Origin of the sequence: Sanguibacter sp. Leaf3, assembly GCF_001425965.1 — a bacterium.
Lineage (GTDB): Bacteria > Actinomycetota > Actinomycetes > Actinomycetales > Cellulomonadaceae > Sanguibacter > Sanguibacter inulinus.
The window spans coordinates 794,820-815,227 of record NZ_LMRH01000003.1; the positions used below are offsets into that span (position 1 = coordinate 794,820).

At 70.3% G+C, this 20,408-nt stretch carries 17 protein-coding genes; 13 read left to right on the forward strand and 4 right to left on the reverse strand.

Annotated features, from left to right (window positions below; translation table 11 throughout):
• Window positions 1-50 precede the first annotated feature (50 nt).
• Entirely contained in the window at window positions 51-401 is a 351-nt protein-coding gene (locus ASG53_RS16920) for a ribbon-helix-helix protein, CopG family (protein ID WP_056136100.1), read from the reverse strand.
• Window positions 398-670 (reverse strand): hypothetical protein, encoded by a 273-nt coding sequence (locus ASG53_RS16925; RefSeq protein ID WP_056136102.1) that lies wholly within the window; start codon window positions 668-670, stop codon window positions 398-400. Before ASG53_RS16925 ends, ASG53_RS16920 begins: the two co-directional genes overlap by 4 nt.
• A gap of 271 nt (window positions 671-941) precedes the next feature.
• Between ASG53_RS16925 and ASG53_RS16930 the strand changes: the two genes are divergently transcribed.
• The 4 genes from ASG53_RS16930 (at window position 942) to ASG53_RS16945 (ending at window position 6,352) form a co-directional block, all read left to right on the forward strand.
• Entirely contained in the window at window positions 942-1,166 is a 225-nt protein-coding gene (locus tag ASG53_RS16930; RefSeq protein WP_156382864.1) for a hypothetical protein, read from the forward strand.
• 150 nt (window positions 1,167-1,316) lie between these two features.
• Window positions 1,317-2,492 (forward strand): L-rhamnose isomerase, encoded by a 1,176-nt coding sequence (rhaI, locus tag ASG53_RS16935; protein ID WP_056136105.1) that lies wholly within the window; start codon window positions 1,317-1,319, stop codon window positions 2,490-2,492.
• A 1-nt stretch (window position 2,493) separates the two neighbouring features.
• Window positions 2,494-4,569, forward strand: a complete 2,076-nt coding sequence (locus ASG53_RS16940) for a bifunctional aldolase/short-chain dehydrogenase (RefSeq protein ID WP_200945524.1) — start codon at window positions 2,494-2,496, stop codon at window positions 4,567-4,569.
• A gap of 202 nt (window positions 4,570-4,771) precedes the next feature.
• Window positions 4,772-6,352 carry a rhamnulokinase gene (locus ASG53_RS16945; RefSeq protein ID WP_056136107.1) on the forward strand — a complete coding sequence of 527 codons (1,581 nt, stop codon included), beginning with the start codon at window positions 4,772-4,774 and terminating at the stop codon, window positions 6,350-6,352.
• Between the two features lie 82 nt (window positions 6,353-6,434).
• Here ASG53_RS16945 and ASG53_RS20435 read toward each other — a convergent pair whose 3' ends face one another.
• Window positions 6,435-7,550 (reverse strand): GNAT family N-acetyltransferase, encoded by a 1,116-nt coding sequence (locus tag ASG53_RS20435; protein ID WP_235533975.1) that lies wholly within the window; start codon window positions 7,548-7,550, stop codon window positions 6,435-6,437.
• A gap of 282 nt (window positions 7,551-7,832) precedes the next feature.
• Here ASG53_RS20435 and ASG53_RS20440 point away from each other — a divergent pair, with 282 nt between their 5' ends.
• Together ASG53_RS20440 and ASG53_RS16965 are read left to right on the forward strand one after the other, a co-directional pair.
• Complete coding sequence (locus tag ASG53_RS20440) at window positions 7,833-9,386, forward strand: GAF domain-containing protein (protein WP_056136109.1); 1,554 nt, start codon at window positions 7,833-7,835, stop codon at window positions 9,384-9,386.
• 158 nt (window positions 9,387-9,544) lie between these two features.
• The gene (locus ASG53_RS16965; protein ID WP_056136470.1) at window positions 9,545-11,161 is read left to right on the forward strand and encodes a methyl-accepting chemotaxis protein; all 1,617 of its coding nucleotides are present in this window, start codon (window positions 9,545-9,547) and stop codon (window positions 11,159-11,161) included.
• 237 nt (window positions 11,162-11,398) lie between these two features.
• Here the strand turns inward: ASG53_RS16965 and ASG53_RS16970 are convergent, their stop codons facing one another.
• Window positions 11,399-12,955: a GAF domain-containing protein gene (locus ASG53_RS16970; protein WP_056136111.1), complete on the reverse strand. Its 1,557-nt coding sequence runs from the start codon at window positions 12,953-12,955 to the stop codon at window positions 11,399-11,401.
• Between the two features lie 525 nt (window positions 12,956-13,480).
• Between ASG53_RS16970 and ASG53_RS16975 the strand changes: the two genes are divergently transcribed.
• From ASG53_RS16975 to ASG53_RS17005, 7 genes are all read left to right on the forward strand, one after another.
• Window positions 13,481-13,915 (forward strand): hypothetical protein, encoded by a 435-nt coding sequence (locus tag ASG53_RS16975; RefSeq protein WP_056136113.1) that lies wholly within the window; start codon window positions 13,481-13,483, stop codon window positions 13,913-13,915.
• Window positions 13,916-13,940: 25 nt separating this feature from the next.
• The gene (locus ASG53_RS16980) at window positions 13,941-14,276 is read left to right on the forward strand and encodes a hypothetical protein (protein ID WP_156382866.1); all 336 of its coding nucleotides are present in this window, start codon (window positions 13,941-13,943) and stop codon (window positions 14,274-14,276) included.
• Between the two features lie 877 nt (window positions 14,277-15,153).
• Window positions 15,154-16,686 (forward strand): ABC transporter substrate-binding protein, encoded by a 1,533-nt coding sequence (locus tag ASG53_RS16985; protein WP_235533976.1) that lies wholly within the window; start codon window positions 15,154-15,156, stop codon window positions 16,684-16,686.
• A gap of 117 nt (window positions 16,687-16,803) precedes the next feature.
• Window positions 16,804-17,769, forward strand: coding sequence for an ABC transporter permease (locus tag ASG53_RS16990; RefSeq protein ID WP_327287035.1), 966 nt, complete (start codon window positions 16,804-16,806; stop codon window positions 17,767-17,769).
• A complete protein-coding gene (locus ASG53_RS16995) occupies window positions 17,766-18,698 on the forward strand; it encodes an ABC transporter permease (protein ID WP_200945525.1) in 933 nt (310 codons plus the stop codon). Before ASG53_RS16990 ends, ASG53_RS16995 begins: the two co-directional genes overlap by 4 nt.
• On the forward strand, window positions 18,695-19,492 hold the full coding sequence (locus ASG53_RS17000; RefSeq protein ID WP_056136117.1) for an ABC transporter ATP-binding protein: 798 nt from the start codon (window positions 18,695-18,697) through the stop codon (window positions 19,490-19,492). Before ASG53_RS16995 ends, ASG53_RS17000 begins: the two co-directional genes overlap by 4 nt.
• A complete protein-coding gene (locus ASG53_RS17005; protein WP_235533977.1) occupies window positions 19,489-20,367 on the forward strand; it encodes an ABC transporter ATP-binding protein in 879 nt (292 codons plus the stop codon). The genes ASG53_RS17000 and ASG53_RS17005 overlap by 4 nt, the downstream gene beginning before the upstream one ends.
• Window positions 20,368-20,408 lie beyond the last annotated feature (41 nt).

Here is a 20,408-nt window from a genome sequence, read left to right on the forward strand (position 1 = left end):
CGGGGCGAAGGGCCTGTCGTGGACGAGCCGACAGGAGCTAGCAGCAGGTTCTAGGAGGCGTGAGCGAGATCCGACGCCTCAGCCAGGTAGGCGTCGAGTGCCTTGCGGACGAGGTCGCTCCGGCTGAGACCGAGCTTGGCCCGGACCTCTTCGATCGCCTGGTTGGTCTGGTCACTGACCGCCACGTTGATGCGGGGCGAACGCTGGCCGTGCGGTCTGGGGGGTTCGCCGTCCAGGCGGGGTCGTCCGACTCTGCGCTCGACGGCCGCGACGTCAAGTCCTGCTGCCTCGAGCATGGCGCGCGCCTCCGCGCTGGCCTGCGGTCCGGTGACGGCACGTCGAGGGGTGGTGACTCCGGACTCAGCCCACTGAGCCAGCTGCCGGTCAGTCTCTTCGCTCATAGCTTCTCCTCATATCCAACGGTGGTGCGAGTCGTCTCGCGAAGCCTCATGACGTGGAAGACACGGACATCCCCCGGCGGGGTGATGTTCACCATGACCTCCAACGTGCCGAAGCGGCTAGGTCCGATGTAGAGCCGCGGGCTCGTGTCGTGCCCTGGGCGAGGGTCCTCGAAGTCGTCGTACAAGGCGTGGGCATAGAGCATGGCGTAGAGCGCTTCGTCCTGCGGGATGTCGTGCTCGCCAGCGCTGTCTGCCCACGTCATCGCCATAGCAGCGATCGTCTCACGACACCGTATTTGTGTCCACCAAAATTAGACGGGCCTGGAGTGTCTGGGATCGCGAGTGGTGGTCGCCCCGATGTTGGTGGTCTGCGGCGTCTGCTCGACACTGTCTGCGGTCGCAACCAGCGGCCAGGACGGTGACGACGCCCGCGACGGCCACGCGGCGGGCGTTCGTGGGAAGCAGGGGGAGAGGCTGGCGCGCGTCGTCGCAGGCTCGGTCCGCGGTCGCGGACCCGAACGGCTCGGATACGGTACGGCCATGAGAACGCAGCGGTGGCGACCCAGATGGGTGGTCGGAGCGCTCGCGGTCGCGGCAGTCGTCGTCTTCTGGTGTCTTGCTGCCCGAGGGGGAGGATGCTCCGACGCGTCCTTCGACTCGACGTGCACGACCAGCACGATGGGCGGTCTCCCGGCTCTTGTCGGCGTCCTGATCGTCGGCACCTCTGCTGTCGCCTACTGCGTGGTCCGCGCCTTCCGGAGGTAGTGCCGGCCGACGACGGACCGCTGCCAGGTGGCCCTGCTGCGCGTGCTCATCCGTCTCGTAGCAGCTCCTCCATGCCCTTCACGGTTGACGGAGTCGCGCGCCGCTCCGTACAGTTCTCTTGAAACGATTCACAACGAGGTGGAGAGCCAGATGTCACACGCTGAACTGAGCGCCGACGCGCGCCAGGCGCTGCTCGCGCAGACCATAGAGCTGCCGTCCTGGGCCTTCGGCAACTCCGGGACCAGGTTCAAGGTCTTCGCGCAGGAGGGTGTCCCGCGCGACCCCTTCGAGAAGATTGCGGACGCTGCGCAGGTGAATCGATACACGGCGACGGCGCCGCGTGTCTCCCTGCACATCCCGTGGGACCTCACCGACGACTACGCCGCGCTGTCTGCGCACGCGAAGGACCTCGGCGTCGAGATCGGCGCGATCAACTCGAACCTGTTCCAGGACGACGACTACATGCTCGGGTCGCTCACGCACCCGGACCCGATCGTCCGCAAGAAGGCCGTCGACCACCACCTCCAGTGCGTCGACGTCATGCGCGCCACCGGCTCGACCGATCTCAAGCTTTGGCTGCCCGACGGCCTCAACTACCCGGGCCAGGACAACCTGCGCGCCCGCCAGGACCGCCTGGCCGACGGCCTCGCCGAGATCTACGCGGCCCTCGACCCCGAGCACCGCCTCGTCATCGAGTACAAGTTCTTCGAGCCGGCCTTCTACTCCATGGACATCCCGGACTGGGGTACCGCGCTGCTGCACTGCCTCGCCCTCGGTCCGCAGGCCGTGGTCGTCCTCGACACCGGGCACCACGCACCGGGCACCAACATCGAGTTCATCGTCGCGCAGCTGCTGCGTCAGGGGCGCCTCGGCGCCTTCGACTTCAACTCGCGCTTCTACGCCGACGACGACCTCATGGTCGGGGCGGCGGACCCGTTCCAGCTGTTCAGGATCATGCACGAGATCGTCCAGGCCGGGGCGCTCGCCCCCGACTCGGGCGTGAGCTTCATGCTCGACCAGTGCCACAACATCGAGCCCAAGATCCCGGCTCAGATCCGCTCGGTGATGAACGTCCAGGAGGCCACGGCCAAGGCGTTGCTCGTCGACACCGTCGCCCTCGACGCCGCACAGCGCTCCGGTGACGTGCTCGGTGCGAACGGTGCCCTCATGGACGCCTACAACACCGACGTCCGCCCGCTGCTCGCCGGTCTGCGCGAAGAGCAGGGCCTGCACCCGGACCCGCTCGCCGCCTATGCGGCCTCCGGTTACGCCGAGAAGATCGTGGCCGAGCGCGTCGGTGGCGCGCAGGCCGGATGGGGAGCCTGACATGACGACGACCCCCAGCACCAGCATGACCACCCCTGCGGCCGACCTCGTCGCCCGCTCCAATCGCCTCGGCGCCGACCCCCGCACCACCAACTACGCGGGCGGCAACACCTCCGCCAAGGGCGCCGAGACCGACCCCGTCACCGGCGAGCCTGTCGAGCTGCTCTGGGTCAAGGGCTCGGGCGGCGACCTCGGCACCCTCACGGAGAAGAACCTCGCCGTGCTGCGCCTCGACAGGCTCCGCGCCCTCGCCGGCGTGTACCCGGGCGTCGACCGGGAAGACGAGATGGTCGCGGCCTTCGACTACTGCCTGCACGGCAAGGGTGGTGCCGCGCCGTCGATCGACACCGCGATGCACGGCCTCGTCGACGCCGCGCACGTCGACCACCTGCACCCTGACTCGGGCATCGCTCTCGCGACAGCCGCCGACGGCGAGGCCCTCACAGCCGAGTGCTTCGGCGACAGGGTCGTGTGGGTGCCGTGGCGCCGCCCCGGCTTTCAGCTCGGCCTGGACATCGCCGCGGTCAAGGACGCGAACCCGCAGGCCATCGGCTGCATCCTCGGCGGGCACGGCATCACCGCCTGGGGCGAGACGAGCCACGAGGCCGAGGCCCGCAGCCTCGAGATCGTCGCGACCGCCGAGGCCTTCATCACCGAGCGCACCGAGAGGCTCGCGGCCGAGGGGAAGCACCCCTTCGGTGCTGTCGTCTCCGGCTACGAGGCCCTCGACCCGGCCGAGCGCCGGACCAAGGCCGCGAAGCTCGCCCCGGTGATCCGTGGGCTCGCGTCGACCGACGCCCCGCAGGTCGGGCACGTCACCGACTCCGACGTGGTCCTCGACCTGCTCGCCCGCGAGCGGCTCGCCGAGCTCGCGGCGCTCGGCACCAGCTGCCCCGACCACTTCCTCCGGACCAAGGTCAAGCCTCTTGTCGTCGACCTGCCGTCGTCGGCGACCGTCGAGGAGATCTCTGCGCGCCTCGTCGAGCTGCACGCGGCGTACCGCGAGGACTACCAGGGCTACTACGACCGGAACGCGACGCCTGAGTCTCCGGCGATCCGCGGGGCGGATCCCGCGATCGTGCTCGTGCCGGGCGTCGGCATGTTCTCCTTCGGCAAGGACAAGCAGACCGCGCGCGTCGCGGGCGAGTTCTACGTCAACGCGATCAACGTCATGCGTGGCGCCGAGGCGATCAGCACCTACGCGCCGATCGACGAGGCCGAGAAGTTCCGCATCGAGTACTGGGCCCTCGAAGAGGCGAAGCTCCAGCGCATGCCCGCACCGAAGCCTCTCGCGACCCGCGTCGCGCTCGTGACCGGAGCCGGTTCGGGCATCGGCCGGGCGATCGCCGAGCGTCTCGCGGCCGAGGGGGCGTGCGTCGTCATCGCGGACCTCAACCTCGAGGGTGCGCAGGAGGTGGCCGACCAGCTCGGCGGTCCCGACGTCGCTGTCGCCGTCCGCGCGGACGTGACGAGCGAGGCCGACGTCGCCGCCCTCGTCGACGAGGCCGCGCTCGCCTTCGGTGGGGTCGACCTCGTGGTCAACAACGCCGGGCTGTCGATCTCGAAGCCGCTGCTCGAGACCACCGCGAAGGACTGGGACCTCCAGCACGACGTCATGGCCAAGGGGTCCTTCCTCGTCGCCCGCGAGGCGGCCCGCGCCATGATCGCCCAGGCGATGGGCGGCGATATCGTCTACATCGCGTCGAAGAACTCGCTCTTCGCCGGGCCCAACAACATCGCGTACTCCGCGACGAAGGCCGACCAGGCGCACCAGGTGAGGCTGCTCGCGGCCGAGCTCGGGGAGCACGGCATCCGGGTCAACGGCGTCAACCCTGACGGCGTGGTCCGAGGCTCGGGCATCTTCGCCGGAGGGTGGGGGGCCAAGCGGGCTGCGGTCTACGGCGTCGCGGAGGAGGACCTCGGTGCGTACTACGCGCAGCGCACGCTGCTCAAGCGCGAGGTGCTCCCCGAGCACGTCGCGGCCGCGGTCTACGCCCTCACCGGGCCGGACCTCAGCCAGACGACAGGGCTGCACGTGCCGGTCGACTCGGGTGTCGCGGCGGCGTTCCTGCGCTGACGATCAGCAGCACGACAGCACGACAGCACGACAGCACGACAGCACGACAGCACGACAGCACGACAGCACGACAGCACGACAGCACAGCACCGCGCGGACCCGGGCAGCGGAGCCCGGGCCCGCGCCCCGCACGGCCGAGGCCGTGCGCACCGCCCGCGCACGGCGCGCCGGCGGGCATCAGCATCATGGAAGGTGCAGTGACGTGGAGAGACGGACGACGGCCTTCGCGGCCGTGGACCTCGGGGCGTCGAGCGGTCGCGTGATCCTCGGGCGGGTGATCCCTGGAGACGCCCCCGACGGCAGCCAGACCCGGGTCGAGCTGCACGAGGTCACGCGGTTCCCCAACGGGCCTGTCGAGGTCGACGGCACCCTGCACTGGGACATCTTGCGCCTGCACCAGGGGATCCTCGACGGGCTGCGCGCGGCGGTCCGCGAGACCCAGGCGCGCGGCGACGTCTTCGGCGGCGTCGGCATCGACTCGTGGGCTGTCGACTACGGCCTGCTCGACGCCGACGGTGCGCTGCTCGGCAACCCCGTGCACTACCGAGACCCTCGGACCGACGGTGTCCCGGCGCGGGTCTTCGATCAGATCGGCTCGGGCGAGCACTACGCCGTCAACGGTCTGCAGACCCAGCCCTTCAACACCGAGTTCCAGCTCGTGGCCGCGGCCGGGTCCGCGCAGCTCGACGCGGCCCGCACGCTGCTGCTCGTCCCCGACCTGCTGACAGCCTGGTTGACCGGTCGCCGGGTCGCCGAGGTGACGAACGCGTCGACCACCGGTCTGCTCGACGTGCGGTCGCGGCAGTGGTCCACGACCCTCGTCGACGCCTTGCGCCGCGCCTTCCCGTCGCTGCCCGATCTCCTCGGTGCGGACGGTCTGCTCCCGGCGCTCGTCGAGCCCGGGACCGTCGTCGCGCCTCTCGCCGACGACGTCGCCCGCGCCGTCGGTGCGCCTGCCGGGGTCCCGGTCATAGCGGTCGGGTCGCACGACACAGCCTCGGCCGTGGTGGCCGTCCCCGCGACGAGCGAGCACTTCGCGTATGTCTCGTGCGGCACGTGGTCCCTCGTCGGGCTCGAGCTCGACGCTCCGGTCCTCTCCGAGGCCAGCCGCGAGGCCAACTTCACCAACGAGCTCGGCGTCGACGGGAGCGTGCGATACCTGCGCAACGTCATGGGTCTCTGGCTGCTCCAGGAGTCCGTCCGCACGTGGAACGCGGCAGGTCTGCCCGCAGACCTGCCTGACCTGCTCGCCGCCGCTGCGCTCGTCCCGGCGCTCACCACGGTCGTCGACGTCGATGCGCCGGAGTTCCTCGCCCCCGGAGACATGCCCGCGCGGATCGCCGCTGCGGCCGAGCGGAGCGGTCAGACGCCGCCGCAGTCGCAGGCCGAGACCGTCCGCTGCATCCTCGACTCCCTCGCGGTCGCCTACAGGCGGGCCGTGCGCCAGGCGGGCGAGCTGTCAGGTCGCGACGTCGACGTGGTGCACATGGTCGGCGGGGGAGTGCGCAACGAGCTGCTCTGCCAGCTCACCGCCGACGCGACAGGGCTGCCTGTGGTGGCGGGACCTGTCGAGGGGGCGGCTCTCGGCAACGTCCTCGTGCAGGCCCGTGCTGCCGGCGTCCTCAGCGGGGACCTCGCTGCGCTGCGTGCCGTCGGAGCACGCGGCGTCCCGCTACGGAGGTACGTGCCCGGTGGCGGAGGGGCAGCAAGTCTCGCCGCAGAGCACTGGGCCACCGCGGAGGCCAGGCTCGTCGGGGCTGTGCTCGGGGCCGTCGACGCCTGACCACTCGGCTGAGGGGCCTCGAGGCAGGTGCGAGCCCAGAAGCGCTCGCCAGTCCGGAGGGCCGCCAGCCTGGCGGGGCGGCCTAGCCGTGCTGGACCGGCTGGTCGCGCAGCGCGAGGATGAACTCTTCGACGACCTCGCCACGGCCGTTGGCGAAGCCTGAGTCCTCACCGATCACCTCGAAGCCGCAGCGCTTGAGCACCGTCAGCGACCCGACGTTGTCCTTGGCGGTGCGGGCGTGCATCGGTCGGTCGGTCACCTCGGTGAGGATCGCGCGCAGCGCCTTGGTCGCGACACCCCGGCCCCAGTACTCGCGGCCGATCCAGTAGGTGAGCTCGTGCTCGTCGTCCTCGACGTAGGTCATGATGCTGCCCGCGACACGGCCGCCCACGAGGATCGTTCGGGCCGTGACCTGGGGGTCCTCGCGCAGGATCTTCCAGCGGGCGTCGAAGCGGCCGCGGTCGGTCGGGTCCTTGACGGTGAAGGCCGCGATCCGGTTGGCCTCGCGGTCCTGCTCCATGCGGAAGAACACGTCGATGTCAGCCGAGATGATCGGGCGCAGCACGACGTCGGCCGGGGCCGCGACGAGCTCCACCTCGAAGCCCGCGGAGTTCTGCAGGAATGCTGCGTAGTGCCCGGGGCGCCCGTCGGAGGGCTTGCCGCCGGCCCACGGGTACCTGTCGGCGAAGAGCGGTGTCCAGCCCTTCTCCTGCGCAGCTGCGTACAGACGGTCGACGCGGGCCTGCGACCCCGAGTGCAGGGCGAGGTGGTTGAGGCCGGGCCGGAGCCTGTCGTGCTCGGAGGAGGACAGCGCGGCGGACTGCTCGAAGACGAGGTACGTCCCGCCGAGCCTCAGGCTGAACCCTGTGTCCCACGTCTGGAAGGGGGAGTAGCCGAGCTCGGTGAGCAGCCAGCCCCAGGTCGCGCGGGCCTCTTCGAGGTCCGGGACCCAGATCTCGACGTGGTGCAGCGTGCCGCGCGCCGAGGCGATCGGCGCGGCGGGGACCGTGGGTGCGGCAGGCGCGGCGGGGGCTGCCTGACCGGAGTCGGGCACTGTGGGCGTGGACGGCGCAGACGCAGCCGAGTCCGACGATGTGTCGGTGGCTGCTGCGGTCGGGGCGGAGGGCGTGCCGAGGCCAGCCTGCGCCGAGGCAGGCTGGGCGGTCGACGACGCGGTCGTCTCGGGCTGGACAGTCACAGGTCCACGGTACGCGGCGGCAGGTCGGTCACCAGTGCCGTAGGGCCTGTCCGGCGTGTGCTCATCTTCACGTTCTGGTCACGTGACACGGCGGCGCCGTGCCCCACCACGGTGCCCATCATCGCCGAGTTCGGGCGGCTCGCAAGGCGGGGGAGCATCTCCTTCCTCACAGTGCTCAAAACTTAAACTACTAGCCAGGCGAGCCGATGAAGTCGTCGGAGGGGGTCACTTCAACCGAAGAACGACCGACGCTGCGCCGCAGGGCGCCAGAGGAGCACCATCATGTTCACGCTGAGAAGGACACACGCGGCAGCCGACGCGAGCCTGGCGCTCGCCGAGGCGCGCCAGAACACCGACGCGGTCACCGCGGTCGTCGAGGCGCTCGCGCGCAGCCGGGAGCCTGGCGACGCCGTGCAGCGCGTCCTCGACGTCGTGCGCGAGCAGTTCGGCTGGGCCTACGGCTCGTACTGGCGGATCGCCGAGGACGAGCCCGTGCTCGAGTTCGCCCAGGAGTCCGGCTCGGTCGGCGAGGAGTTCCGCGCCGTGACGGCCACGGCATCGTTCCGTGAGGGCGTGGGCCTGTCCGGTCGCGCGTGGAAGTCCCGCGACCTCGTGGTCGTCGAAGACCTCGGTGACCTCCGCGACTGCGTGCGGGCGCCTGCCGCCCAGCGCGTCGGTGTCCGCAGCGGTATCTGCTTCCCCCTCTACGAGGACGGTCAGGTGGCCGGGACGATGGACTTCTTCGCGACCGAGGTCCTCGCGCTCTCGCCCCAGCGCGTCGAGACTCTGCGCAGCATCGGTGTCCTGGTGTCGCAGGCTCTCGAGAGGGTCGTGGTCGCCGAGCGGCAGGCCCTCGACAAGCAGGACGTCGACGCCGTGAGCTCTGTGCTGCGCGAGGTCTCTGTCGCGACCTCCCGGGACGCCGCGCTGTCGCGCGCCCTCGACACCATCCGACGTGACTTCGGCTGGGACTACGGGTCCTTCTGGCAGATCGACGAGGCCGACCAGGTGCTGCGCTTCGGCCAGGAGTCGGGCCAGGTCGGCGAAGAGTTCCGCACCGTGACCCGTGCGGCCTCCTTCGCTCAGGGTGTCGGCGTCGCGGGGCGGGCGTGGAAGACGCGAGACCTCGTCTACGTGCGCGACCTCGCGCAGGTGACCGACTGCGTGCGCGCACCCGTCGCGCAGCGCGCCGGGGTGAAGTCCGGGGTGTGCCTGCCGATCCTCGTCCGCGGGACCGTCGTCGGGACGATGGACTTCTTCGTCACCTCGACACTCACGATCTCTGCTGGCCGTGAAGAGGCTCTGCGCAACACGGCCTTCCTCCTCGGGCAGGCCCTCGAGCGCATCGAGGCTGCGGACCGCCTGACGACCGCGGGCAACGAGCTCGTCGCGTCGATCGACGAGGTCGAGCGCAACGTGCTGTCGGCCACCCGTGTGGCGACAGACGGGCGTCTCCTCGCGGAGCGCGCGAACGACGAGGTCACCCGGCTCGGCGAGTCGTCGCAGGAGATCGGCACCGTGGTCAACGTCATCGGGCGGATCGCCGCGCAGACGAACCTGCTCGCCCTCAACGCGGCGATCGAGGCCGCGCGGGCCGGTGAGGCGGGCCGCGGGTTCGCCGTCGTCGCCAACGAGGTCAAGGACCTCGCCAACGAGACGGCACGGGCCACGACCGAGGTCGGGCAGCGGATCTCCGCGATCCAGGAGCTGGTCGACGAGGTCGTCGGGTCGCTGACGAGCATCAGCGACGCCGTCGGTCAGATCAACGAGACCCAGGCGACCATCGGCGGCGTCCTCACGGAGCAGGCTGCGGTCACGCGCGCGATCCTCGACTGAGGGCCGCGGGGGTGCGGGGCGAGCTGCCCCGTGCCGTCCGGAGGGAGACCCGTCCCGGGTGGCAGGGGGCCGTGGGACGGGACTCACATAGTTGAAACCTCAATTAGTGAAGACCGGGGTCGATCTGAAGGGTCCCCCTGAAACGTATGGAGTGCACCATGAGCATCCCCCCGCAGAAGCGCGCAGCAGCCCGGCTCGAAGACCTGAGCGTCCGCGTCAAGGTCCTCGGCGTGGTCGCGATCGCGACAGTCGTCGCCATCGTCATCGGCCTGGTCGGGCTGCAGGCCCTGTCAGCCTCGGCCGACACGACCGAGCAGCTCTACGAGGAGAACGTGCTCGGTGTCCTCCACGCCTCGGAGATGGAGCTCGCGATGAACGACATGCGGCTCCGCTCGCGTGACGCGATCCTCGCGCTCGACCCCGACAAGACGCGTGAGAAGCTGACCGAGCTCGACGACGCCGAGGCGGCCTTCGAGGAGGCCGAGGGCCTCTACGCAGCGACCCCGCTCGACGCCGCGCGCGAGAAGACCCTCGCCGAGCTCACCACGACGATCGACGCCTACCTGACGGTCCAGCGCGACGTCATGGGACCCCTCGCGATCGCCGGCGACATCGAGGGCTGGACAGCGGCCAACGACGAGCAGTCTCGCCCGTTGACCACCGCCATGAACGAGCAGATCTCGAGCCTCGTCGAGACCGAGCGGACCCGCGCCTCCGAGGCTGTCGAGGCCTCGCGCGACAGCTACGTCCAGCAGCGGACCGTCTCGGTGGTCATCCTGATCGCCGGTGCGCTGCTCGCGCTGACCCTGGGCTGGTTGGTCGCCCGTGGGATCACGCGGAGCGCCGTCGCCGTGCAGCGGGTCGCTGAGCACCTGGCCGAGGGCGACCTCACCCAGACCTCCGGTCTGACCTCTCGTGACGAGATGGGCCGGATGGGCGCCGCGCTCGACGTCGCGACCCGCAGGCTCGGCGAGGTCATGAGCACCGTGGTGCGGTCCTCCGACTCGGTCGCCGCCGCGTCGGAAGAGCTCTCGGCCAGCTCGCAGCAGATCTCGGCCGGTGCTGAGGAGACCTCCGCTCAGGCCGGGGTCGTGTCGGCAGCGGCGCTCCAGGTCTCGGGCAACGTGCAGACCGTCGCAGCCGGCGCTGAGGAGATGGGTGCGTCGATCCGGGAGATCTCCCAGTCGGCCAACGACGCCGCCCGGGTCGCTGGAGAGGCCGTGACCGCCGCAGCCAGCGCCACGGGTTCGGTGGCCCAGCTCGGTGCGTCCAGCCAGGAGATCGGCGACGTCGTGCGCGTCATCACGACCATCGCCGAGCAGACGAACCTGCTGGCCCTCAACGCGACCATCGAGGCCGCGCGTGCTGGTGAGGCCGGCAAGGGCTTTGCTGTCGTCGCCTCGGAGGTCAAGGAGCTGGCGCAGGAGACGGCCCGCGCGACCGAGTCGATCGGACGCCTCGTCGAGACCATCCAGTCGGACACGGCGGGTGCCGTGTCCGCGATCGAGCACATCACCGGCGTGATCTCGTCGATCAACGACTACCAGCTGACGATCGCCTCGGCCGTCGAGGAGCAGACCGCGACGACGACGGAGATGAGCCGCAACGTGGCCGACGCCTCGACCGGGGTGGGCGAGATCGCCGGCAACATCACCGGGGTCTCGGACGCCGCCGACTCGACCACGCAGGCGCTCGCCCAGACGACCGTCGCGGTCAACGAGCTCGCCCGGATGGCCACAGAGCTGCGCGCCTCGGTCTCGACCTTCACGTACTGACCGGCACGGCTGGGCCGCGAGGTCGCACGCCTGGCCACGAGGTCGTACTTCCGGGGCCGAGGTCGCACGGACACGCCGGGTCGCCTCTCGGTGGGGCCTTGTTCGGCGTGTCTGTGCGACTTCGGTCGGGAAGGTGCGACCTCGGTCGGGAAGGTGCGACCTCGGTCGTAGAGGAGCTACCTCGGTCCGGGACGTGCGACCTCGGCAGAGGTGCAGCTCAGCGCGGGATCGCTCGCGTCAGCGCAGGATCGCGCGCGTCACCGACGCCTGCTCCGTCAGGACCGAGCCGATGACGTGCTGCGTCTCGTTGATCCGCTCGACAGCATCGCGGATCTGAGCGAGGGACGAGACGGCCGACTGGGCCTGGCTCTGGATCGCGTCCACCCGGCCCTGCACCTGGGTGGTGGCGCGGGCCGTCTCGTTCGCGAGGTCCTTGACCTCGCTCGCGACGACCGCGAAGCCGCGGCCTGCCTCGCCGGCGCGGGCTGCCTCGATGGTCGCGTTGAGCGCGAGCAGGTTCGTCTGCGCGGCGATCGTCTGGATCGTCTTGACGACGTCGCCGATCTCCTCGCTCGACCTGTTGAGCCGTGCGATGTCCTCGTCGGCCTCGAGCGCGAGCCGCTGCCCCTCGGTCGCGACGCCCGTCGCCGAGAGGACGTTGCGCTCGACCTCCTCGATCGACGTGACGAGCTCTTGCCCGGCGGTCGCCAGCCTGTCGGCGTCGGCGAAGCGCTCGAGCGCCTGGCCGAGCAGGAACACGGTGTCGCGCAGGGCGGCCTCGCGCCCCTGCGACAGGGTGAGGCGGGAGGTCGAGAAGAAGTCCATCGTGCCGACGACGACCCCGTCGACGATCACTGGCAGGCAGACCCCCGACTGCACGCCCTCCTTCTGCGCGACAGGGGCGCGCACGCAGTCGGTCACCTCGGCGAGGTCCGCGACGAACAGCAGGTCGCGCTGGCGCCACGTGCGCCCCGCGAGGCCGACTCCCTCGGCGAAGGACGCCGACTGGGTCACCTCGCGGAAGGCGGCGCCGACGGTGCCGGACTCCTGGGAGAAGTGCAGCTTCTGGTCGGTCGCGTCGACAGCCCAGTACGAGCCGTAGGCCCAGCCGAAGCCCTCCCGGATGGTGCGCAGCGCCCGGGCCAGGGCGACGTCGGCGCTCGGGGCGGTCGTCACCTCGCGCAGCACTGCGGAGGTGGCCGAGGTGTCCTGCGCTGCCGACGCCTGACGCTCGCCCTGCACCACGCGCTCGAGCGTGCGGGAGACGAGGGTGCCGATCACCGTGAGCGCACGGTGCCGTGCTGGGGAGAGGTCGAGGACCTCTTCGGTGAAGAAGTCCATCGTGCCGACCGTCCGCCCGTCGACACGCAGCGGGAAGCAGACGCCCGAGCGGATCCCTGCCCGCTGGGCGACGGGTGCGCGGACGCAGTCGGTGAGGTCGCCGAGGTCTGGGACGGCGATCATCTCGTCGGCGGCCCACGCCCGTCCGCTCAGCCCGACGCCCCGGGCGAAGGTCGCGCTGCGCGTGACATCCCGGAAGTCGTCGGAGGCCGCGCCCGACTCGGCGACGAAGTGCAGCGTCGAGTCTTCGGCGCTCACCGACCAGTACGAGCCGTAGGTCCAGCCGAAGGCCTCGCGCACGACCTCGAGCGCGACCAGTGCCGCAGCCGAGCTGTCCCGCGTCGCGGCGAGACGCTCCTGCACCAGCCCGACCGCGTTCAGGTCGGTCTGCGACTGCACGAGCTCAGCCCGCACGGCATCCAGCTCTTGAGCTGATCTGCGCGATCCCCACATGACGACTCCTCGAGTCAGGTCGCCCCCTTGCGCCACGCTGGCGTGTGCGTCTCATCGGGCGGCGCGGGGCGTTCATGAGGGACTGGGGTGGGTGGTCGTGCGGTGAGGGCCGCGGCGGACAGGCGGTCGGCTCTTGCCTCACGAGAGTCTCGACTGGGAAGAGCGCTGAACTCGGCGCTGACCTGCAACTTCACCCGCGGCTGGTGCCGAGCTCCTCAGGGAGCGGTCCTATTCTTCGATCACCTCTGCTGACCGAGCATCTGCTGAATCAGCCCTGGGGCCTGCCCGCAGAGGGTGAGGTGGGTCGGGCTGCTGGTGGGCTCTGGAGCAAGGTGGGGCGATGAGCGGAGCATCGACGGACGGCGAGTTCTGGAGCTCGCGTACCGCCGCGATCTGTTTCGTGGCGATGGTGATATCCGGGTCGTTGACGTCGACCTTCATGGTCATCGGCTGGTATCTCCCGATGGCTGCTGCAGGGATGGGGACAGTGGCGTCGACCTTGTCTCTCGTCGGTCACCAGAAGAAGTGGTCGAGGTCTACCCGTGGTTCATAGGTGAGGTCCCGGTGGGCGATGCGATGAAGAGGCTGAAGGGCGACGTCTACAACTGGTGGTTGGTGAAGAGGGTGTGGCAGACCGAGCAGCGGACACCGAGGCATGCTTCCGCTGACCGCCTTGAGGGTGTCCTCTCCTCGTCCTCGTACTGGTCTCTTGCTGCGTTTCGGGAGCTGGTCGACGCCGCTGAGACTCCGGCCGAACGTATGGACGTCGTCGAGACGTACCTCGAGCATGTCGCGTGGGACCGTGACGTCGGCGGGGAGACTCGAGCGTGGTTGACGAACCTCGCGCGAGACGAACCGGAGCGGTACCGCATGATCTGCTTGTTGGATGACGATCTCCAGCTCTACCCGCGGTTCCGGTCTAGCCGCTGTGGCGACATGCTGTGCTGCGATCAAATCTAAGGACTGCCGAAGGTGGTGGGTATCCATGGGTGATGTGATGAAAGTCCTTGGCGACGACGCGTTCAACTGGTGGTGGATCCGAAGGAATTGGGACCTTTCTATTCCGACCCCCAGGCGGGAGTCGGCGATGCGGATCGAGGAGACAGTCTACGATCTCTCCGAGGATTCGTTCCCCGCTTTCCGCGCTCTCGTCGAGAGTGCGGAGGGCCTCGACGAGACGTTGCACGTGGTGGAAGCCTTCTACGAGTTCTTGCCATGGTCGAAAGATGGTGGTGGAAGGTTCAAGAGGTGGTTAACGCGAGCGGCTGAAGGTGAACCTTCTTTCCAGGAGTTGATTCGATTGCTCGATCGGGATGTATAGGTCGCCTTGTGGTTCGCCGCGTCCCCGAGGTCGGACAGGCTTCTCCCGTGGCCACCTTCGCGCGGTGCCGTGTGTCGTGCTGGTGGCGGCCCAGCGGGCGGCGCTCTCCCACCATGGACCCCTGCAGCCGCTCTTCTCCGTGAATGGCGAACGCCTGTTGCTGCACGGCACGTTCATCGTCGCGTGTCGACAAGTGGGTGGTGCGCTCGGTGGGCGCGGTGTTGTAGGGCCTTGTCTTCCACTGTGGCTCGGTTCGCCTGGCCGGAGATGAGCGTTACCTTCGGTGGATCGCGACCCAGATCAGGTGGTTGCTCTGAGCGTGCCATGAGATCTCATGGGATCCGATGAGACGAGGCTGTCCACATCGCAAGACAAGTGTTCACATGCCGACACGGAGATGCCACAGTCGTCCCATCATGCGCCGCGACACGACCGTGCTCTCGCACGTCAGCCCCCTTGCACAGCCCCGCCACGTCGGCGCCGGCTGCTGTTGTCGCTGTAGCCGCTGAGCGGTTCGCCACCCACTCGCAGCTTGGCCCAGGGCAGGGGCCGCGACGTGAGACGGTCCCCGACCGCTCCCTGATCCCCGTCACCGCCCGCGCACAGCGCGAGGTCCGCTGACCGCGATCAGGCACCTCGACCCCTCGACCCCTCGAGCCACGCCCATCCCGGCCGACATCTCGTCGTACCCGGGTGCGCACCCCGCTCGCACCTCCCCAGGACCCGTCCTCGGGTGTCGTCGAGCGCACCTCCGCCACCTGCGTCACCGGTAGACGCTCCTACGTGCCGCCTCTCCTCACCACCCCGTCTCCACGGTCGGGGTGGCGCCCTCACCGCTCGACCGGTCCACCGACCGTCCGGGCAGAACGGACCACCTGTGCGAATCTCCACCGTCCGAATCCCCACGGCGGCCAAGGCCGCAGCGGCCCTCCTCACCGCCTCTCTCCTGCTCACCGCGTGCTCCGCCGACGCCTCCGACTCGGGATCCGGCAGCACGTCGGCCAGCGGGATCTCCGACGAGATCGTCATCGGCTCGACCAACGAGCCCACAGGGCTCGTCCGCAACGTCGGTGGCAGCTCGGGCATCTCGCAGACCATGACCCGCAACGTCTACGAGGGCCTCACCTCGGTCGACGTCGACGGCACCGTGGTCCCGACGCTCGCCGAGTCCTGGGACGTCTCCGAGGACGGCCTCACCTATACCTTCCACCTGCAGCAGGGCGTGACCTTCCACGACGGGACGCCGTTCACCGCGGCCGACGTCGCATGGAGCATCTCCGAGGCGATCGGCCCGGACTCCAAGAGCGCCCGCAAGAACGACCTGCTCGTCATCACCGACATCGCGCAGCCCGACGAGCAGACCGTCGAGCTCACGCTGTCTCGCCGCAGCCAGTCGCTGCTGTTCAACCTCGCCTCCGTGACGGTCGTCAAGGACGGCGACAAAGAGCTCACCAGCGACAACGGCACAGGCCCGTACAGCCTGGTCGAGTGGACGCAGGGCGACCACCTCACCATCGCGCGCAACCCTGACTACTGGGGTGAGCAGCCGAAGAACGAGGGTGTGACCTTCAGGTTCTTCAAGGACACGACAGCGCTCAACAACGCGCTGCTCACCGGCGACCTCGACCTCGTGATCGCCGAGGACTCCCCGGACCAGCTGCTCCAGTTCGAGGGCAACGACGACTTCACCATCACCGAGGGCACCTCGACCACCAAGCAGCTGTGGGCCTTCAACGACCGTGAGGCGCCCTTCGACGACGTCCGCGTCCGCCAGGCGCTCTACACGGCCCTGGACCGCGAGCGCATCCTCGACACCGTCTGGGACGGCTATGGCCAGGTCATCGGCTCGATGGTCCCGCCGACCGACCCCTGGTACGTCGAGGACCTCGCCGACGCGCACGCCTACGACCCCGACGCCGCGAAGGCACTCCTCGCCGAGGCCGGCGTGAGCGACCTCGAGATCACCGTCGACTACGTCGCGGGGGAGCCCTCCGACACGATCGCCCAGCTCATCCAGACCGACCTCGCCGATGTGGGCGTGACGCTGACGCTCAACCCGATCGACGACGCGACCTGGTACCAGAAGATCTACACGGACCACGACTTCGAGACGACGATCATGGGCCACGTGAACCCGCGCGACGTCGTCTGGTACGCGAACCCGGACTTCTACTGGGGCTACGACAACGCCGACGTCCAGCAGTGGGTCGCCGACGCCGACGCCGCCACCTCCGAGGAGGAGCAGGTCGAGCTGCTCACGCAGGTCAACCAGACGATCGGCGAGGAGGCGGCCACCGCGTGGCTGTACCTCGACCCGCAGATCCGGGTCGCCCGCTCCGAGATCAGCGGCTTCCCGGTGGACCAGGTGACGGAGAGCTTCTACGTCGCCGACATCGTGCGAGCGGACTGACCCGCCGTCATGACGTCGTCCCTGCACCCTTCGAAGACGCCCACGCTGGAAGCACCCGCGCCGCAGGCACCCGCGCCCCGGCGCGCCCTGAGGGCGGGCGCCCCGATGCTCCGCTACGTGGCAGTCCGCCTCGTGACGCTCCTCGTGTCGCTCGTGCTCGCAGCCGTCGTCGTCTTCGTCGTGCTGCGCCTGCTCCCGGGGGACAGCGCGGGCACGACGCTGGGTGTGGGGACGACGACAGACCAGCTCGACCAGCTGCGCAGCGAGCTCGGGACCGACCAGTCGTCGCTCGCGCAGCTCGGTGACTGGGCTGGTGCTCTGCTGACGGGCGACCTCGGCACGTCCTTCGTGTCGTGGCTGCCTGTCGGCGAGCTCATCACGAGCAAGCTCCCGATCACTGTCCCGCTGAGCCTGGCGGCCTTCGTGCTGTCGGTCCTCGTCTCGGTGCCGCTCGGCGTCGTCGCCGCCGTGAAGCGCCGCGGTGTCGTCGGCGTGGCAGTCTCCGCGGTCTCCCAGCTCGGGGTGGCCGTCCCGGTGTTCTGGGTCGGGGTGCTGCTCGTGTGGATCTTCGCGCTGCGGCTCGGGGTGCTGCCGCCCGGCGGCTTCCCGCGGCAGGGCTGGGACGACCCGGCGGCGGCCGTCCGCTCGCTCGTCCTGCCCGTCGTGACGGTGTCGGTCGCGATGTCGTCGGTCATGGTGCGCTACGTGCGGTCGGCGACGCTCGACGTGCTCGACCAGGACTACGTCCGCACGGCCCGCTCGCTCGGCTACGGACGCTGGCAGGCGCTCGCGCGGCACGGTCTGCGCAACGGCGCCGTGCCCGTCGTGGCGATCCTGGGCATCGAGCTCGCGACCTCGCTGCTCGGTGCGGTGGTCATCGAGAACGTCTTCGCTCTCCCGGGCCTGGGTACGCTGCTGCTCGACTCGGTCACCGGGCGCGACCTGCCCGTCGTCCAGGCGCTCGTCCTGGCGATCACGGCCGTCGTGCTCGTCGTCAACTTCGGGGTCGACCTCCTGCAGCGGGCCATCGACCCGCGGCTGCGGCTCGGCTCCACCCTCGGCGCGGCTGGAGGCTCGCGATGACCGACCAGCTCGACGCACCCCGCGGCCCGCTCACCGCCGGCACCCCGTCTGCCGACGCGCCCGGCTCTGCGCTGGACGCGTCCGCCGCTGCCCCGCGCCGCGCGGCGTCCCGTCGCCTGCGCAGCCCGTCCTTCGTCGTCGGGTCCTCGATGGTCGCGGTCGTCGTGCTCGTCGGCCTCGTCGCCTTCTTCTGGACGCCCTACACGATCGGCACGCGCGGGACGGGCGAGCGTCTCGGTGGTCCGAGCGCCGACTTCTGGCTCGGCACGGACAAGCTCGGGCGGGACGTGCTGAGCCAGCTCATGGCCGGCGCGACCAACGCGGTGGTCGTCGCGGTCTGCTCGGTCGCGATCGCCGCGGTCCTGGGGATCACGCTCGGTGTCCTCGCAGCGTCGACCACGCGGTGGGTCGACGTGGCCGTGCTCAACGTCGTCGACCTCATGATCGCCTTCCCGACCCTCCTGCTCGCCATGCTCATCGTCACCGTGCGCGGCGCCTCGCTCAGCTCGGTGATCGCTGCGATCGGCATCTCAGGTGCTGCGGTGATCGCGCGGATCACGCGCATCAACGCCTCGCGGGTGCTCCGCGAGGACTACGTCGTCGCGGCAGCCGCCTCGGGGACGGGCTGGTGGGGGACGGTCCGGCGGCACGTGCTGCCCAACGTCGCCCCGACCCTGCTCGTCCAGCTCATGCTGCTCGCCGGGGCCGCGATCCTCGCCGAGGCGTCGTTGTCCTACCTCGGCCTCGGGCCACGCCCGCCCTACGCCTCGTGGGGACGCATGCTCAACGAGGCGCAGGCGACCATCTCCGCGGCGCCCCTCGCCGCGATCCTGCCCGGCCTGCTCATCGCCTGGACGGTGCTGGGCCTCAACCTGCTCGGCGACGGTATCCGCGAACGCAGCGACCCGAGCCTGCGAGGAGACCGATGACCGCGCTCGAAGTCCGTGACCTGACTGTCCGCACGTCCGGTGGGCGCACCCTGCTCGACGCCGTGAGCTGGGAGGTGCCCTTCGGCGGACGCCTCGGGATCATCGGCGAGTCCGGCTCGGGCAAGTCGCTCACCGCAGCCGCGATCCTCGGGCTGCTGCCCGAGGGCATGACCGCCACAGGCCAGGTGCTGCTCGACGGGCGCGACCTGCTGACCCTCGGCGAGCGGGCCCTGCGCTCGATCCGCGGCGCCCAGGTCGCCACGGTGTTCCAGGAGCCGCTCACGGCCCTCGACCCGCTGATGACCGTCGGTCGGCAGATCGCCGGACCCCTGCGCCTGCACCGCGGAGCCTCCCGGACGAAGGCCCGCGAGCTCGCCGCCGACCTCTGCAGGCTCGTACGGCTCGACGACACCGAGCGCATCCTCGGCTCCTACCCGTGGCAGCTCTCGGGCGGTCAGCGCCAGCGCGTCAGCATCGCGATGGCCCTGGCCTGCGAGCCGCGGGTGCTGCTCGCCGACGAGCCGACGACGGCCCTCGACGTCACCGTCCAGGCCGAGATCCTCGACCTGCTCGACGAGCTGATCGAACGGACCGGCACCACGCTGGTCTTCGTCTCGCACGACCTCCCCGTCGTCGCCCGGGTCGCCCGCGACCTCGTCGTCATGCGCTCAGGGCAGGTGGTCGAGGCGACGACTGTCGCGCAGGCCCTCGACGCGCCCGCTCACCCGTACACGCGCCAGCTGCTCGCCGCCGCGCGCGCCGTCAGCCGGCTACCCCAGGAGGACGAGCGATGACCGAGAAGACCCCGGGCGGTGTCGATCGCGCAGCCGGTGCACCTCTCACGACGGGCGCCGCCGCACCAGGAGACCAGAGGGCATCGTCCGATGTCGCCGCGACGAGCGCCCCGCTCCTCGCGCTGCACGGCGTGAGCCGGGAGTTCGGCGGACGCGGTCGCACGACGACGGCCCTCGACGGCGTCGACATCGCCGTGCACGAGGGGCGCAGCGTCGGGATCGTGGGGGAGTCCGGCGCCGGGAAGTCCACGCTGCTGCGGCTCCTGCTCGGCCTCGACACGCCCACCTCGGGTCAGGTCAGCTACCGCGGGCAGACGCTCGACCGTCGCGACAGGGCCCTCCTCAAGCGTTTCCGCCGCGAGGTGCAGGTCGTGCTCCAGGACCCCCGCTCCTCCCTAGACCCGCGCATGACCGTCGCGCAGATCGTCGCCGAGCCGCTCCAGTCGCTGCGCATCGGCGCAGACCAGCGCGAGCGCTCCGCCCGCGTCGACGAGGTGCTCGGCTGGGTCGGCCTCGACGCCGACGCGCGACGCAAGTACCCCGCGCAGTTCTCCGGCGGGCAGCGTCAGCGCATCGCGATCGCGCGGGCCCTGGCGCCGTCGCCGAAGGTGCTCGTCGGCGACGAGCCCGTGAGCGCCCTCGACGTGTCGGTCCGGCAGCAGATCATGGAGCTGCTCGCCCGCCTGCGCACCGAGCTCGGCCTCACCCTCGTCCTCGTCAGCCACGACGTCGCGATCGTCGGGCAGCTCTGCGAGGAGACCGTCGTGCTGCGCGGCGGACGCGTCGAAGAGGCTGGGAAGACCCGCCAGGTCCTCACCCGACCGACGTCGCCATACACGCGGGCGCTGCTCGACGCGGTCCCGACGCTCGGCTGAGCCGCGGCACCGGTGCCGTCGAGCTCGGCTCTCGTCATGTC